The organism is Streptomyces sp. NPDC004752 (genome assembly GCF_053601275.1).
This window is the reverse complement of record NZ_JBSGBN010000035.1, coordinates 26,243-41,331: the sequence shown is the minus strand read 5'-3', so window position 1 is coordinate 41,331 and position 15,089 is coordinate 26,243. Positions and strand designations below refer to the sequence as shown.

14 protein-coding genes are annotated in these 15,089 nt (G+C 72.8%); 7 read left to right on the top strand and 7 right to left on the bottom strand.

What is annotated here, in order from left to right:
- Window positions 1-179: 179 nt before the first annotated feature.
- The gene (locus ACWEKM_RS17065) at window positions 180-1,055 is read left to right on the top strand and encodes an RNA polymerase sigma factor SigF (protein WP_451621973.1); all 876 of its coding nucleotides are present in this window, start codon (window positions 180-182) and stop codon (window positions 1,053-1,055) included.
- Between the two features lie 106 nt (window positions 1,056-1,161).
- Here ACWEKM_RS17065 and hutI read toward each other — a convergent pair whose 3' ends face one another.
- The 4 genes from hutI to hutU form a co-directional block, all read right to left on the bottom strand.
- Window positions 1,162-2,370 (bottom strand): imidazolonepropionase, encoded by a 1,209-nt coding sequence (gene hutI, locus ACWEKM_RS17060; protein WP_451621972.1) that lies wholly within the window; start codon window positions 2,368-2,370, stop codon window positions 1,162-1,164.
- A 35-nt stretch (window positions 2,371-2,405) separates the two neighbouring features.
- Entirely contained in the window at window positions 2,406-3,770 is a 1,365-nt protein-coding gene (locus tag ACWEKM_RS17055; RefSeq protein ID WP_451621971.1) for a formimidoylglutamate deiminase, read from the bottom strand.
- On the bottom strand, window positions 3,767-4,972 hold the full coding sequence (locus tag ACWEKM_RS17050) for an allantoate amidohydrolase (RefSeq protein ID WP_451622000.1): 1,206 nt from the start codon (window positions 4,970-4,972) through the stop codon (window positions 3,767-3,769). Before ACWEKM_RS17050 ends, ACWEKM_RS17055 begins: the two co-directional genes overlap by 4 nt.
- Before the next feature lie 116 nt (window positions 4,973-5,088).
- Window positions 5,089-6,807 (bottom strand): urocanate hydratase, encoded by a 1,719-nt coding sequence (gene hutU, locus ACWEKM_RS17045; RefSeq protein ID WP_451621970.1) that lies wholly within the window; start codon window positions 6,805-6,807, stop codon window positions 5,089-5,091.
- 139 nt (window positions 6,808-6,946) lie between these two features.
- Between hutU and ACWEKM_RS17040 the strand changes: the two genes are divergently transcribed.
- The 5 genes from ACWEKM_RS17040 to ACWEKM_RS17020 all read left to right on the top strand — a co-directional run bounded on the left by ACWEKM_RS17040 (window position 6,947) and on the right by ACWEKM_RS17020 (window position 10,753).
- On the top strand, window positions 6,947-8,422 hold the full coding sequence (locus tag ACWEKM_RS17040; protein WP_451621969.1) for a diaminopimelate decarboxylase: 1,476 nt from the start codon (window positions 6,947-6,949) through the stop codon (window positions 8,420-8,422).
- Between the two features lie 202 nt (window positions 8,423-8,624).
- Complete coding sequence (locus ACWEKM_RS17035; RefSeq protein ID WP_451621968.1) at window positions 8,625-9,014, top strand: hypothetical protein; 390 nt, start codon at window positions 8,625-8,627, stop codon at window positions 9,012-9,014.
- Window positions 9,011-9,826 carry a transcriptional regulator gene (locus tag ACWEKM_RS17030; protein ID WP_451621967.1) on the top strand — a complete coding sequence of 272 codons (816 nt, stop codon included), beginning with the start codon at window positions 9,011-9,013 and terminating at the stop codon, window positions 9,824-9,826. The genes ACWEKM_RS17035 and ACWEKM_RS17030 overlap by 4 nt, the downstream gene beginning before the upstream one ends.
- A 31-nt stretch (window positions 9,827-9,857) precedes the next feature.
- Window positions 9,858-10,361: a roadblock/LC7 domain-containing protein gene (locus tag ACWEKM_RS17025; protein ID WP_451621966.1), complete on the top strand. Its 504-nt coding sequence runs from the start codon at window positions 9,858-9,860 to the stop codon at window positions 10,359-10,361.
- Window positions 10,362-10,378: 17 nt separating this feature from the next.
- Entirely contained in the window at window positions 10,379-10,753 is a 375-nt protein-coding gene (locus tag ACWEKM_RS17020) for a hypothetical protein (RefSeq protein ID WP_451621965.1), read from the top strand.
- Between the two features lie 52 nt (window positions 10,754-10,805).
- Here ACWEKM_RS17020 and ACWEKM_RS17015 read toward each other — a convergent pair whose 3' ends face one another.
- Both ACWEKM_RS17015 and ACWEKM_RS17010 read right to left on the bottom strand, forming a co-directional pair.
- The gene (locus tag ACWEKM_RS17015; RefSeq protein ID WP_451621964.1) at window positions 10,806-11,390 is read right to left on the bottom strand and encodes a hypothetical protein; all 585 of its coding nucleotides are present in this window, start codon (window positions 11,388-11,390) and stop codon (window positions 10,806-10,808) included.
- A gap of 97 nt (window positions 11,391-11,487) precedes the next feature.
- Window positions 11,488-12,330 carry a MurR/RpiR family transcriptional regulator gene (locus ACWEKM_RS17010; protein ID WP_451621963.1) on the bottom strand — a complete coding sequence of 281 codons (843 nt, stop codon included), beginning with the start codon at window positions 12,328-12,330 and terminating at the stop codon, window positions 11,488-11,490.
- 335 nt (window positions 12,331-12,665) lie between these two features.
- On the opposite strand from ACWEKM_RS17010, the gene ACWEKM_RS17005 reads away from it, so the two are divergent.
- The gene (locus ACWEKM_RS17005) at window positions 12,666-13,112 is read left to right on the top strand and encodes a hypothetical protein (protein ID WP_451621962.1); all 447 of its coding nucleotides are present in this window, start codon (window positions 12,666-12,668) and stop codon (window positions 13,110-13,112) included.
- Between the two features lie 457 nt (window positions 13,113-13,569).
- Here ACWEKM_RS17005 and ACWEKM_RS17000 read toward each other — a convergent pair whose 3' ends face one another.
- On the bottom strand, window positions 13,570-14,961 hold the full coding sequence (locus ACWEKM_RS17000; protein ID WP_451621961.1) for a cystathionine beta-synthase: 1,392 nt from the start codon (window positions 14,959-14,961) through the stop codon (window positions 13,570-13,572).
- Window positions 14,962-15,089 lie beyond the last annotated feature (128 nt).

The window sequence follows — 15,089 nt, the reverse complement described above, 5'->3', positions numbered from 1 at the left end:
ACACCCGAACAACCGCACACAAGCGGACATACACTCACAAAAGCCACTTGCAACGGCCTTGGTGAAGCGGGTAGGGCTAGAGAGGACACACAAACCGACACGGCCGGCTTTGGAGGCGCCGCACACCGCAGTGCACGCATGGCTTCGGCAGCCCAATGCCGAGAACGATGGAGGACACCATGTCACCCCGGCTCGACGCATCGCATACCCCGACCGCGACGTCGACACCCCCACCGGAACAGCTGGATCCCATCGCGGGGCTTCCCGAGATCCCCCCGTACGACGAAGTCGGCCCCGTCGACGCACGGGCCCTGTCCAAGACCCTCTTCGACCGCCTGGAGTCGCTGGAGGAGGGCACCCACGAATTCGCGTACGTCCGCAACACCCTCGTCGAACTCAACCTCGCGCTGGTCAAGTTCGCCGCCTCCCGCTTCCGCTCCCGCAGCGAGCCGATGGAGGACATCATCCAGGTCGGCACGATCGGCCTGATCAAGGCGATCGACCGCTTCGAGCTCTCGCGCGGTGTCGAGTTCCCGACCTTCGCGATGCCGACCATCATCGGCGAGATCAAGCGTTTCTTCCGGGACACCTCGTGGTCCGTGCGCGTACCGCGCCGACTGCAGGAGCTGCGCCTCGACCTGGCCAAGGCGGGCGACGAACTGGCCCAGCAGCTGGACCGCGCGCCGACGGTGGGTGAGCTCGCGGAGCGGCTCGGCATCTCGAACGACGAGGTGGTCGAGGGCATGGCGGCCTCGAACGCGTACACCGCTTCCTCGCTGGACGCCCAGCCCGAGGAGGACGACGCCGAGGGCGCGCTCGCGGCCCGCATCGGCTACGAGGATCACGGGCTCGAAGGCATCGAGTATGTCGAGTCGTTGAAGCCGCTGATCGCCGAACTCCCGCCCCGGGACCGGAAGATCCTCTCCCTCCGGTTCGTGGCCGGCCTGACCCAGTCGGAGATCGGCGACGAACTCGGCATCTCACAGATGCATGTGTCGCGGCTGCTGTCACGGACGTTGGTACGGCTGCGCAAGGGGCTGACGCTGGAGGAATGAGCGTCCCGGCGCCCTGGCGCCCCTTGGGCCACCGACAGAACTCCTTTCTGCGGAATGTCTCCCCCTGCCGGGCGTGGGCGGTGGGCGGTGGGCGCGATGGTCCGGGTCACAGGACGCGGATGCCTCGGCGCCAGACGCCGGACACCAGGGGGACGCCCGGTCGGTAGGCCAGGTGTACGTGGCTCGGGGCGTCCAGGAGGATCAGGTCGGCGTAGGCGCCGGGGGTGAGGCGTCCGATGTCGGTGCGGCGCAGGGCCGCGGCGCCGCCCGCCGTGGCCGACCAGACCGCCTCGTCCGGCGTCATGCCCATGTCCCGCACGGCCAGCGCGATGCAGAAGGGCACGGAGGACGTGAAGGACGAGCCGGGGTTGCAGTCCGTCGACAGCGCGACCGTGACGCCCGCGTCCAGCAGCCGACGGGCGTCCGGCCACTCGGCGCGGGTGGAGAACTCGGCGCCGGGCAGCAGCGTCGCGACCGTGCTGCCGCTCGCGAGGGCGTCGACGTCCGCGTCCGTGAGGTGGGTGCAGTGGTCGGCGCTCGCCGCGTCCAGTTCGACCGCCAGGCCCACGCCGGGGCCGTAGGAGAGCTGGTTGGCATGGATGCGGGGGTGCAGCCCCTTCGCCCTGCCCGCCGTGAGGATCGCCCGTGCCTGGTCGCCGTCGAAGGCGCCCTGCTCGCAGAAGACGTCGATCCAACGGGCGTACGGGGCGCAGGCGTCGAGCATCTCGCCGGTGACGAGGGCGACGTAGGCGGCCGGGTCGTCGGCGTAGTCCGGGGAGACGATGTGCGCGCCGAGGTAGGTGACCTCGTCGGTGTGGGCGGCGGCGATGCGCAGCGAGCGCGCCTCGTCGGTGACCGTCAGGCCGTACCCGGACTTCGTCTCGAACGTGGTCGTGCCCTGGCGCAGTGCCTCGGACAGGTAACGGGTGAGGTTCGCCGTCAGTTCCCCGTCCGATGCGGCGCGGGTGGCCGCGACCGTCGTCCGGATGCCGCCCGCCTGGTAGGGGCGGCCGGACATGCGGGCGTTGAACTCGGCGGTGCGGTCGCCCGCGAAGACCAGGTGCGAGTGGGAGTCGACGAAGCCCGGCAGCACCGCCCGGCCGTCGGCGTCGACCCGATTGTCAGTGGCGGGTGCTTTGCTGGATTCACCGGTCCAGACGACCCGGTCGCCGTCGATGACGACGGCCGCGTCCTGGATCAGACCGAGGGGGGATCCTCCCCCACTCTCGAATGTGCTTGAGCGGGGGGACCCCTGTCCGAGGGAGGGATCGTTGGTGACCAGCGTGGCGATGTGGGTGATGGCGGTGCTGCTCATGGCGTCCTTGTCGGTGGGCGGGCTGGTCGGGGGCGTCAGGCGCGCAGGGCTTCGACCGCTGCCGCCAAGGCCTGCGGGACATCGGGGACGAGCGTGTGTGCCCCGTCGCGCACGACGTGCCGGCCCGAGACGACCGTGTGCCGCACATCCGCCGCACTCGCGGCGAATACGGCGGTCTCGGCGCCGAGCCTGGGCAGCGGCCCGGCCGTCCTGACCGAGTCGAGCGCGATCGTCGTGAGGTCGGCGAGCGCGCCGGGCTCGATGGTGCCCGCCTCGTCCCAGCCGAGGGCGGCGTGGCCGTCGGCGGTGGTGGCCCGCAGCAGGGCGGCGGCCGTCCAGTGGCCCCGGGCGCGGGTGCGCAGGCGCTCGTTCAGCTCCATGGCGCGCGCCTCTTCGAGCAGGTCGATGACGGCGTGACTGTCCGAGCCGAGGCTGAGCGGGGAGCCCGCGCGTTGCAGGGCCGCCGCGGGGCCGATGCCGTCCGCGAGGTCCCGCTCGGTCGTCGGGCACATGCAGGTGCCGGTTCCGGAGCCGCCGAGCAGGGCGATGTCGTCGCCGGTGACATGGGTGTTGTGCACGCCGGTGGTGCGCGGGCCGAGGACGCCGTGGTCGGCGAGGAGCCGGGTGGGGGTGCAGCCGTGCGCCACCAGGCATGCCTCGTTCTCGGCGGTCTGCTCGGACAGGTGCACATGGAGCGGGGCCCGCCGCTCCTGCGCCCACCGCGCCACCGTGGCCAACTGTCCGGCGGGCACGGCCCGTACGGAGTGGACGGCCGCCCCGATCCGTGCGTGATCCCGCTCCTTGAGAAGTGAACAGCGTGTGGCCCATGCCTCGGCGGTGCCGTCGGAGAAGCGGCGCTGATGGGTGGTGGGCGGGCTGCCGAAGCCGGCGGAGAGATAACAGGTGTCGAGGAGGGTGATGCGGATGCCGGCTTCGGCGGCGGCGTCGATGAGCGCCTCGCCCATGGCGTTGGGGTCGGCGTAGGGGGTGCCGCCGGGGGCGTGGTGCAGGTAGTGGAACTCGCCGACCGCCGTGACGCCCGCCAGCGCCATCTCCGCGTACACGGCGCGGGCCAGCGCGTGGTAGCTGTCCGGGGTCAGCCTGTCGGCGAACGAGTACATGACCTCGCGCCAGGTCCAGAAGGTTCCGGAGCCGACCTGGACGGTGCCGCGCAGGGCTCGGTGGAAGGCGTGGCTGTGGGCGTTGGCCAGCCCGGGGAGCGTGAGGCCGCGCAGGATGGCGGCGCCGGGCGGCGGGGCGGGCATGGCGGTGCGGACGGCCGCGATCCGGCCGTCCCGTACGTCCACGGCCACCCCCGGTTCGACGTTGGCGTCGAGCCAGGCGTGCTCCAGCCAGTACGTCCGGGTGGGCGGGGTGGGTGGTTGCTGCGTTGACGTCACCTGCCGGCCAGTCCTTCCAGTACGTCGGCGAGCGCGGTCACCCCGGCCACGCAGTCGTCCTCGGCGGCGAACTCGGCCGGGGAGTGCGAGACCCCGGTGGGGTTGCGCACAAACAGCATGGCGGTCGGGACGCTGCCGGAGAGGATGCCCGCGTCGTGTCCGGCACCGGTCCCCAGGACGGGCACGTTCAGGCGGTCGTTCGCCGTCCCGAGGATGCGGGCGAGTTCGTCGCGCAGGGCGTGGTCGAACTCCACGACGGGCGTGAAGGACTCGCGGACGACGTCGAGGTCGACGCCGTGGGCGGCGGCGTACTCGCGCGCGGCCTTCTCCACGGCCGTGACGACCGTGTCGAGGGCCGTCCGGTCGGCGGCGCGCGCGTCGAGCCAGCCGCGCACCAGGGAGGGGATGGCGTTGACCCCGTTCGGCTCGACGGCGATCTTCCCGAAGGTGGCGACGGCGCCGGCCAGCCATGCCTCGCGGCGGGCGGCGAGCACGGTCTCGGCGTACGGCAGCATCGGGTCGCGCCGGTCCGCGAGCCGGGTGGTGCCGGCGTGGTTGGCCGCGCCCCGGAAGTCCAGCCGCCATCGCCCGTGCGGCCAGATGGCGCCGGCGATGCCGACCGGGTCGCCGGACACGTCCAGTGCCCTGCCCTGCTCGACGTGGAGTTCGACGAACGCGCCGATGCGGGCCAGCCGCTCCGGGTCCGGCCCGATGGCGTCGGGGTCGTATCCGGCGGCGGCCATGGCCCGGCGCAGCGTGATGCCGTCGGCGTCGGTCAGCCGGTGCGCCTGTTCGACGGTGAGCGCTCCGGCGGTGAGCCGGGAGCCGACACAGGCGAGCCCGAACCGGGCGCCCTCCTCGTCGCCGAAGTTCACGATGGCGAGGGGGCGGCCGAACCGCACGCCCCTGCCGCGCAGTTCGTCGAGGGCGGCGAAGGCGGACACCACGCCGAGGGGTCCGTCGAAGGCCCCGCCGTCGGGTACGGAGTCGAGGTGCGACCCGGTGATCACGGCGTCCCCCGCGGCCGGGTCCCCCAGCCAGGCCCACTGGTTGCCGTTCCGGTCGGTCTCGTACGCGAGCCCGCGCCGCTCGGCCTGCTCCCGGAACCAGGACCGGCATTCGGCATCGGCCCCGGTCCAGGCGTAGCGCCGGTAGCCGCCGGAGCCGGGGTGCCGGCCGAGGGGAAGCAGCTCGGCCCACATGTCCTGGAAGGAGGGCGCTTGGTGGCCGACGGCCCCGCCAGGGCACGCCGGAGCCGTGGGCGGCGAGGGGACCTCGGCCCCCGCCGAGGAGCCGCCGTGCCCACCGGGATCCCGGCTCACGCGTCGTCACCCTCGCGCATGGGCACGCGTACCCCGTGCTCGGTGGCCACGGACTCCGCGATGTCGTACCCGGCGTCGACGTGCCGGATGACGCCCATGGCCGGGTCGTTGGTGAGGACGCGGCGGATCTTCTCGCCGGCGAGCTTGGTCCCGTCGGCCACGGTCACCTGGCCGGCGTGGATGGAGCGGCCCATGCCGACGCCGCCGCCGTGGTGGATGGAGACCCAGGAGGCGCCGGAGGCCACGTTGACCATGGCGTTCAGCAGCGGCCAGTCGGCGATCGCGTCGGAGCCGTCGAGCATGGCCTCGGTCTCGCGGTACGGGGAGGCGACGGAGCCGCAGTCGAGGTGGTCGCGGCCGATGGCGAGGGGGGCCGCCAGTTCCCCGGAAGCCACCATGTCGTTGAAGCGCTCGCCGGCCTTGTCGCGCTCGCCGTGGCCGAGCCAGCAGATACGGGCGGGCAGGCCCTGGAAGCGGACGCGCTCACCGGCCAGCCTGATCCAGCGGGCCAGGGACTCGTTCTCCGGGAACAGCTCCAGGATCGCCTTGTCGGTCCTGGCGATGTCGGCCGCCTCGCCCGACAGGGCCGCCCACCGGAAGGGGCCCCTGCCCTCGCAGAACAGCGGGCGGATATAGGCGGGGACGAAGCCGGGGAAAGTGAACGCCCGGTCGTATCCGGCCAGTTGGGCCTCGCCGCGGATCGAGTTGCCGTAGTCGAAGACCTCCGCGCCGGCGTCCAGAAAGCCGACCATGGCCTCGACGTGCTGGGCCATGGACGCGCGGGCGCGGGCGGTGAAACCGGCCGGGTCCCCGGCGGCGGCGGAGGCCATGTCCTCGAAGGCGACGCCCAGCGGGAGGTACGACAGCGGGTCGTGGGCGGAGGTCTGGTCGGTGACGATGTCGACCGGGGCGTTCATCGCGAGCAGCCGCGGCAGCAGTTCGGCCGCGTTGCCGAGGACGCCGACGGACAGCGGGCGGCGGGCGTCGCGCGCCTCGACGGCCAGGCGGAGGGCGTGGTCGAGCGAGTCGGCCCGCACATCGAGGTAGCGGTGCTCGATGCGCCGCTCGATGGCGCGCGGGTCGCAGTCGATACAGAGGGCGACACCGTCGTTCATGGTCACGGCGAGCGGCTGGGCGCCGCCCATGCCGCCGAGCCCCGCGGTCAGGGTGATCGTCCCGGCGAGGGTGCCGCCGAACTTCTTCGCGGCGACGGCGGCGAAGGTCTCGTAGGTGCCCTGGAGGATGCCCTGGGTGCCGATGTAGATCCAGGAGCCGGCGGTCATCTGGCCGTACATGGTCAGCCCGAGGGCCTCCAGCCGGCGGAACTCCTCCCAGGTGGCCCAGTCGCCGACGAGGTTGGAGTTGGCGATCAGGACGCGCGGGGCCCACTCATGGGTCTGCATCACGCCCACGGGGCGGCCGGACTGGACCAGCATGGTCTCGTCCTGCTTGAGGGTCCTCAGCGTGCGGACCATGGCGTGGAAGGAAGGCCAGTCGCGGGCGGCCCTGCCGGTGCCGCCGTAGACGACGAGCTGGTCGGGGTGTTCCGCGACCTCGGGGTCCAGGTTGTTCTGCAGCATCCGCAGGGCGGCCTCCTGCTGCCATCCCAGGGCGCTCAGTTCCGTGCCACGCGGCGCTCGGACTCCACCAGGGGGCGGCCCGGAGGGCCTCGCAGGAGGGTGGTGGAGGGAGACGGGCGGGCGGGGTCCTGACATGGTCTGCCTCCTGGCGGATCGCTCCCGATGGGTACCTGCGACATGTTGCTGTGGTTATTCACATCCTGGCGACATGAATATGGCTAGTCAATACGGCGGCGGGGACTCACGGATGCGTCACGAATGTTTGGCTGGACGCATGGGATCGGACAACGACTGGACGGGGGGTGCCATGGACACCGGTGAAGGCGAGCACACGGACGGGACCCACGACGGGATACGCGAGACGCACGACGGGGCGCACGGGGACGAGCGGCGCGGGGACGACGCCGAGCGGGTCGCCCGGCGCGACCGGGCGGTGCGGGCCGCCGTGGAGCAGGGGCTGCTCGGGCCCGCGGCACCCGTCGTCGGGCTGCTGGACGTCACCGGTATCCGGGACTCGGCGGCGGCGCTGCGGGCGGCGTTCGACGCGGTGGTGGCACCGGGCACGCCGGTGCTGCACGCCTTCGCCGTGAAGGCGACCCCGCTGGTGGCGGTCCTGCGGCTGCTGGACGCCGAGGGCATCGGCGCGGAGGTGGCCAGTCCGGGCGAGCTGGCGCTGGCGCGGGCGGCCGGGGTGCCGCCGCGGCGCACCGTGCTCGACTCGCCCGCCAAGACGTCGGCCGAGCTGCGCGAGGCGCTGGCGCTGGGGATCGCGGTCAACGCGGACAACCCGCAGGAACTGGACCGCATCGACGGCCTGGTGCGGTCGGCGCCCACCCGCTCCCCGCTGGGCATCCGGGTCAATCCGCAGATCGGCGGGGGTTCCATCGGGGCCACCTCGACGGCGACGGCGACCTCCAAGTTCGGGGTGGCGCTGCGCGACGAGGGGGCGCGCGAGTGGGTCGTACGGGCGTTCCTGGACCGGCCGTGGCTGACCCGGCTGCATGCGCACACCGGCTCTCAGGGCATCCCGCCGGCGCTGCTGGCGCGGGGCGTGGCGGAGACGTACGCGCTCGCCGAGGAGATCAACGCGCGTGCCGGGCGGCGGCAGATCGACACGCTCGACATCGGCGGCGGACTGCCGGTGAACTTCGAGTCGGACGCGACGTCGCCGACCTATGCGCGGTACGCGCGCGTGCTGCGGGAGGCCGTGCCGGGGCTGTTCGACGGGCGGTACGGGCTGGTGACCGAGTTCGGGCGGTCGCTGCTGGCCAAGCACGGCATCGTGGTGGCGCGGGTGGAGTACGCCAAGAGCGCGGGCGGGCGGCGGGTCGCGGTGACCCACGCGGGCGTGCAGGTGGCGACGCGGACGGTGTACGCGCCGGCGGCGTGGCCGCTCAGGATCGCCGCATACGACGCGAAGGGGCGGCCCAAGTCCGGGCCCGAGGTGGTGCAGGACGTGGCCGGACCGGCCTGCTTCGCGGGCGACCTGCTGGCCGAGGGGCGCGCGCTGCCGACGCTCGACCAGGGGGACTACGCGGCGGCGCTGGACACGGGCGCCTACTACTTCGCCCACCACTACGCGTACAACTCGCTGGCCCGGCCCGGGGTGTACGGCTTCGCGCCGGACGGCACGGGCGGGCTGGCCTTCGCGACGGTGCGGGCGCCGCAGACGGTCGAGGAGATCGTGGCCGAGTCCGGAGGGTCGCACGCCTCCGCGCTCACCACCCTCCGGGCGCCCGAGCACCCCTGACGCGCCCCCGACGCACCGCTGACGCACCCCTGACGCGTCCCCGGGCACGAGGGCCAACTGGCTTGTGGCGCACCACAGTTGACGCACCCTAGTTCATCGGCCGCATGTTCCAGTGGAAAATGCCAGAAGACTCATCCCTCCCGCGCACCTTGCGTAGTGTCGTCGTCACACAACCGGAGTCCCAGGCGGGAGGGGAGCCACGGTGCCGGGAATCGACGAGTGCCTGCTGGAAGCCATGCAACTGCCCGGTGCCCGGGGCGCCGCGCTGGTCGACTGGACGAGCGGGCTGGCCCTGGGCACCGTCGGGGAGGCCCCCGGCGAGGACCACGAGACATCCGCGGCGGAGGCCGCCGAACTGGCCCGGCTGGCCGCCGAGCACGGAGCGTTCGCCGCCGCCGACCCCGGCGGTGAACGCCCCCCGGTCGAGGACCTGATCGTCAGCAACCGGGACAGCTACCACCTGCTGCGGTTCGTGGACACGCCGTTCGACAGCACCGTCTTCCTGCACCTGTGGCTGGACCGCACGGACGGCAACCTCGCGCTCGCCCGCATCCGGCTCGGCGAGCTGGCCGAGCGGCTGGTGCTGGAATGACCATGGTCGCCACACCACCACCGCCACCTCCGCTGCCCGTGCGGGACGGGGCGACCGCGGGGGAGCGGACCCGCGGCGCTCTCTCCCCGATGCTGACCCGGCTCGCCGAGGAGCGGGCCACCGGGGCCCTCGTGCGCGAGCACGGCACGCTCCTGCTGCACGAGGGCCGGGTGATCCACGCGGAGAGCCCCTTCGCGCCCGGCCTCGACGTGCTCCTCACCGCCCGGGGCGCGCTCGACGAGGTCCTCTGGCGGCAGGCCGCGGACCGGGCCGCCGACCCGCCCGGCGCCGTCCGGCTGCTGCTCGACGCCGGCCGGCCGGCCGCGGGCGCGCTGGAGCTGTGCCACCTGGGCGCGCTGTACGACGCCGGGTACTTCGCGCTGGCCCCCAGCAGCGCCCCCGGCCACTTCCGCTACGAGGCCGTGTCCCGGCCCGGACCGCTGCGTCCGGTCCCCGTGACGGCCCTGGGGCGGGAGACGCTGCGCCGCCGCCGACTGCTGCACCGCATCTGGCCCGACCCGGCGGTCGACGGGGCGCCGCTGATCCGGGCCGACCCCAGCGCGGCCCCGCCGCTCCCCCCGCGCAGACGGGCGGTGCTGGACCGCGCGGACGGCGTCCGCACAGCCCCTCAGATCGCTCGTGAGCTGGGCAGACATACGTTCCACACCCTGGTGGACGTACGACGGCTCGCGGCGGCCGGACTGGTGTCGCCAGGCCCGTCGACGGCCGCCGCTCCCCCATCCACCCCCGAGGTCACCGACCCCGACATCGCGCTGCTGAAGAGGCTCAGGGATGCGCTGGAGGCCCTTTGAACGGCACCGTCCCGCCGAGAGGAGACACCTGATGGCGGCCGAATCGGACATCCTCGACGAACTGCGCCGACTGCGCACCCGCGTCCCCCAGCTCACCGGCGCCCTCGCGGCCGGCGTCGACGGTCTCGTGGTCGCCGAGGACACCCCCGGGGTCGACCCGGAGGGCCTCGCCGCGCTCACCGCCGCCGCGCTCGGCGTCGCCGTGCGGCTCGCCGACGCGACCGGCCAGGGCGGCCTGCGGGAATTACTCGTCCGCGGTTCCGGCGGCTATGTCGCCACCTACGCGGCGGGCCGCACAGCGGTCCTCACGCTGCTCACCCAGGACCGGATCAACGTCGGCCGACTGCACCTGGAGGGGCGCCGGGCCGCCGCCCGGATCGGCGAGCTGGTCGACGCCGCGGAGAGCGCCAGGGAGAGCACCGCGGCGGAGCGGGCCGGGAAACCGGCGGCGGGCCGCAGCGCCGCCGCACGTACCAGAACCACGCGCGCCCAGGGCACCGCCATGACCGAGGCACGCACCGCAACCGACAGTTGACGAAAGGAACGACCGCCATGGCCAACACCGAAACCGCGCTGAAAGAAGCGATCACCTCCATCGAGGGCGCCACCGGCGTCGCGCTCGTCGACTACACCAGCGGGATGGCGCTGGGCACGCTGGGCGGCAGCAAGACCTTCGATCTGAACGTGGCCGCCGCCGGGAACACCGATGTCATCCGGGCCAAGATGCGCACCATGGAGCACCTCGGCCTGAAGAGCGAGATCGAGGACATCCTGATCACGCTGACCAACCAGTACCACCTGGTCCGACTGCTCAAGGGGCGGGGCGGCAACGGCCTGTTCCTGTATCTGGTCCTGGACTCCGACCGGGCCAACCTCGCGATGGCCCGGCACCAGCTGAAGAAGATCGAGCAGGATCTGGAGGTCTGAGGCGAGGCCGGGCCGAGCCAGGTCAGGTCAGGTCAGGCCAGGCCATCCCAGGTCAGACGAGTGCCGCGGTGCGGCGGCGCGACCCCCCCGGGGCCGCGTCGCCCGCCGCGATGCCCGTGCCGCGGTACGCCTTGACCGCCTGTCCCGCCGGGCGGCCGCCGCGCCGGTCGAGCCAGTCGACCCGCACCCACAGCAGCGCATCCCCGACCCGTTCGTGCCGCCCGAGCCAGGCGGCCTTGAGCCGCAGCCCGGCACCGGTCCCGGCCAGCAGCATGCCGCCGGCCGCGGGCACGGCGAACGAGCCGCCGAGCGCGACGAGGAAGGCGAGCAGCAGCCACCAGCGGTGGCCGCGGCGCCAGTTGCGGACCGTCACCGCCCGGTCCTGGAGCACATCGTGCTTGCCCGCGCGGGCCGCTCCGGCGGCGAGAGCCGTATAGCGCCGCCGCCGGGCGAACGCCACGACGGCGGCGCCGACGATGAACAGCGCGGCCCCGCCGAGCACCCCGATCCGGCGCCCGGTCACACCCGGCGGAAGCACGCCGACACCGGCCGCGAACACCCCGAGCCACCACAGCGGTGCCGCACCGGCCCGCACCACGACGGCCACCCGGGCCAGCCCCTGTCCTCCGCGTGCCACGTCCGGCCTCCCGTCTCCCGGCTCCTTCTGGTGCCTGCCAGTACCTGCGCGCAGGCACGGTAACGGGACAACGTGAGACCAGTCTGAGAGCGACAGGTCACTCGACGAACAGCCCGCGTGCGGCCGCCTTCGTGTCGAACTCCTCCAGCCTTGCCTGGGCGTCCGGCAGGTCGTCGCACATCGCCTCCAGCAGCACCCGCCCCAGCAGCATCGGCGCGCACGCGGTGTCGAAGGCGAGCCCCGTGCCGACGGCGGCGGGCAGCAGCAGGTCGCAGTGGCGGGCGACGGGCGCGAACGCCGAGTCGGCGACGGTGACCACGGTCAGCCCGGCGTCCTTGGCATACGCCAGGGTGTCCACGACCTCGCGCGGATGCCGTGGCAGGGCGAAGCACAGCAGCGCGCTCGCGCCCGCCCGGACAGCTGCGTCGACCCGGTCGTGGATCATGGTGCCGCCCTCGTTGAGCAGCCGGACGTCCGGGTGCACCTTGGCGGCGAAGTAGGCGAAGCCGTACGCCTGCGCGGCTGCGGCACGCAGCCCGAGGACCGGCAGCGGCCGGGAGGCGGCCAGGAGGCGGCCGGCCCGCTGCACCGGCCGCGGGTCGGCGAGGGCCTCCGCCAGCTGCCGCAGGTTCTCGATCTCGGCCTCGACGGCCTGCTGGTACTCGTTGCAGGAGGCCGCGTCCGGGGCCGATTCGGCGGGCACGACATCGCGCAGGTGCCTGCGCAGGGCGGGGTAGCCGTCGAAGCCCAGGGCAACCGCGAACCGAGTCACGGACGGCTGGCTGACCCCGGCCAGTTCGGCCAGCTCCACGCTGGACAGGAACGGCACGTCGGCGGCCCGCCGCACCATGCTGTGCGCGATGCGCCGCTGGGTCGGCGTGAGCCGGTGCCCCTCGAAGAGCGCCTGCAGCCGGGTCGCAGGGCTGTCGGTCACGCTCATCACGTGCTCCCCCTCCAGATGTGTACGACGTCCTCTGTGCACGACGTCCTCTGTGTACGGCGTCCTCTGTGTACGGCGTCCTCGACGCGGAGGCCGACCCCGTCGAGGATCATGATCCGAGTCGACCTATTCAGACATCAAGAACTCTGCATGACGTTATACAGCCGGACAAGGGACATCGCATGATCCAGTTCGCGGTCGTTCGCGAGCGGCACGACCGTCCCGGCCGACCGCCCACCCTGCGCACCCACACCGCCTGGGGCTCTGCCGCCCCGACGCCAAGAGGGGGGCTAGCCCCCGTGCGGCGGACGACCCGGCCCCCTACCGTGGCCCGTATGACCGGAATCGAGGCGCGAGACGCCGAGCTGAAGAAGGAACTCGACGCCACCCTGCAGGCGCGCCGGGAACTCGGTGAGGACTACGAGTCCGCGCTGGTCGACTCGTTCCTGGAGAAGGTCGACCAGCGCATCGACGGCGCGGTGGAGCGCCGGATGCGCAGACAGCTCGCCGAGCAGCAGATGCAGGTCGCGCGTGGCACCCGGTCCCCGAAGCCGACCGACTCCTGGGGGGAGCGGTTCGGCTTCGGCATCGTCTCGCTGGTGCTGGCGGTCCCGCTGTCGGCGATCGGCGGCGCCGTCGGACAGCTGCCCGGTCTGATTGTCACCTGGGTGGGCATCGTCGGCGTCAACACGGTCCAGGCGGCGCGCACCACCCCGGGCCTGTTCGGCCGGCTGAGCCGCCGCTCGGGCTCGTCCTCCGGGGACGACATCTGGGAGGACTGACGACCGACCGGTCCACGCGCCCGGCCGGGACGAAAGTGGAACGGGGCACGCAGCGCACTCGCGACGATACGCAAGCACACCCGGCACGCCGCAAGCAGGACAAGAAAGAAGCGCACCGGTCACGCCGGAAGAAAGATGTGGCGGGGACCGCCGCACCCCCGTTGCCGGGGGGCGGGACGACGGCGGTCCCCGCGAGGGACGCGGGCCGGGTCAGGGCCGGGCTTGCGCGTCCGTGGCGTCCATGGAGGTCCGGGAGCCGCTCCGGAGGTCCGTGGCGCCGTTCGGCGTCGGCCGGGGCGGGGAGCCGCTCCCGCCCTGCCGACATCCACCAATGTGCCGGACGCGTGTTAAGCGGGTGCTGCGCGCACATGACGCGCTCGTACCACTTGCGAAACGGCTGCGAAGCCGCCGGACACCGCAAGTTCGCCGCGGACGCCGGCGGTTCACCGGACATTCGCTACTGCTTTCCGCCCTTGGCGAGAAAGGCCAGCAGGTCCTGCCGGCTGACCACGCCGGTCGGCTTGCCCTCGACGAGCACGATCGCCGCGTCCGCCGCGCCGAGCACCGACATCAGGTCGGCGACCGGCTCGCCGGAGCCGACCTGGGGCAGCGGGGCGCACATGTGCTTCTCCAGCGGATCCTCCAGCGAGGCCCGCTTGCTGAACAGGGCGTCGAGCAGCTCCCGTTCCACCACCGAGCCCACGACCTCGGCGGCCATCACATCGGGGTGGCCGGCGCCCGGCTTCACGACGGGCATCTGCGAGACGCCGTACTCGCGCAGCACCTCGATGGCCTGGCCGACGGTCTCGTCCGGGTGCATATGGACGAGGGACGGAATGTGGCCGCCCACCTTGTCGTTGAGGACGTCGCCGACGCGGGCGCTCGGGCCCTCGTCCTCCAGGAAGCCGTAGTCGGCCATCCACTCGTCGTTGAAGATCTTGCTGAGGTAGCCGCGGCCGCTGTCGGGCAGGAGGACGACCACGATGTCGTCGGGGCCCAGCCGCTCGGCGACCCGCAGCGCGGCCACCACCGCCATGCCGCAGGAGCCGCCCACCAGCAGGCCCTCCTCCCGCGCGAGCCGACGGGTCATCTGGAAGGAGTCCTTGTCGGACACGGCGATGATCTCGTCGGCGACGGTCCGGTCGTAGGCGGTCGGCCAGAAGTCCTCACCGACGCCCTCGACCAGGTACGGCCGCCCGGAGCCGCCGGAGTAGACGGAGCCCTCCGGGTCGGCGCCGATCACCTTGACCCGGCCGTCGCTGGCGTCCTTCAGATAGCGGCCGGTGCCGGAGATGGTGCCGCCGGTGCCGACGCCCGCCACGAAGTGGGTGATCCGGCCGTCGGTCTGCTCCCACAGCTCGGGCCCGGTCGAGTGATAGTGGGAGAGCGGGTTGTTGGGGTTGGAGTACTGGTCCGGCTTCCAGGCCCCGGGGGTCTCGCGCACCAGCCGGTCGGAGACGTTGTAGTAGGAGTCCGGGTGCTCGGGCGCCACGGCGGTCGGGCAGACGACCACCTCGGCCCCGTACGCCCGCAGCACGTTGATCTTGTCCGTGCTCACCTTGTCCGGGCACACGAAGATGCACCGGTAGCCCTTCTGCTGGGCCACGATCGCCAGGCCCACGCCGGTGTTCCCGCTGGTCGGCTCGACGATCGTGCCACCGGGCTTCAGCTCCCCGCTCTGCTCGGCGGCCTCGATCATGCGCAGGGCGATGCGGTCCTTCACGCTCCCGCCCGGGTTGAAGTACTCCACCTTGGCCAGGACGGTCGCCGAAATGCCCTTGGTCACGCTGTTGAGCCTCAGCAGCGGGGTGTTGCCGACGAGGCTGATCATCGAGTCGTGGAATCGCACCGTTGTCTCCGGTCGCTTGCACAAAGAGTGGTTGTAGTAGGTGCCGTCAGCCTAAAGCCAGCGGCAACCGGCCGGGCGGCCGTTCACTCGCTGTTGAGATTGGCCGACGGGCGGTACGGGGCAAGGAG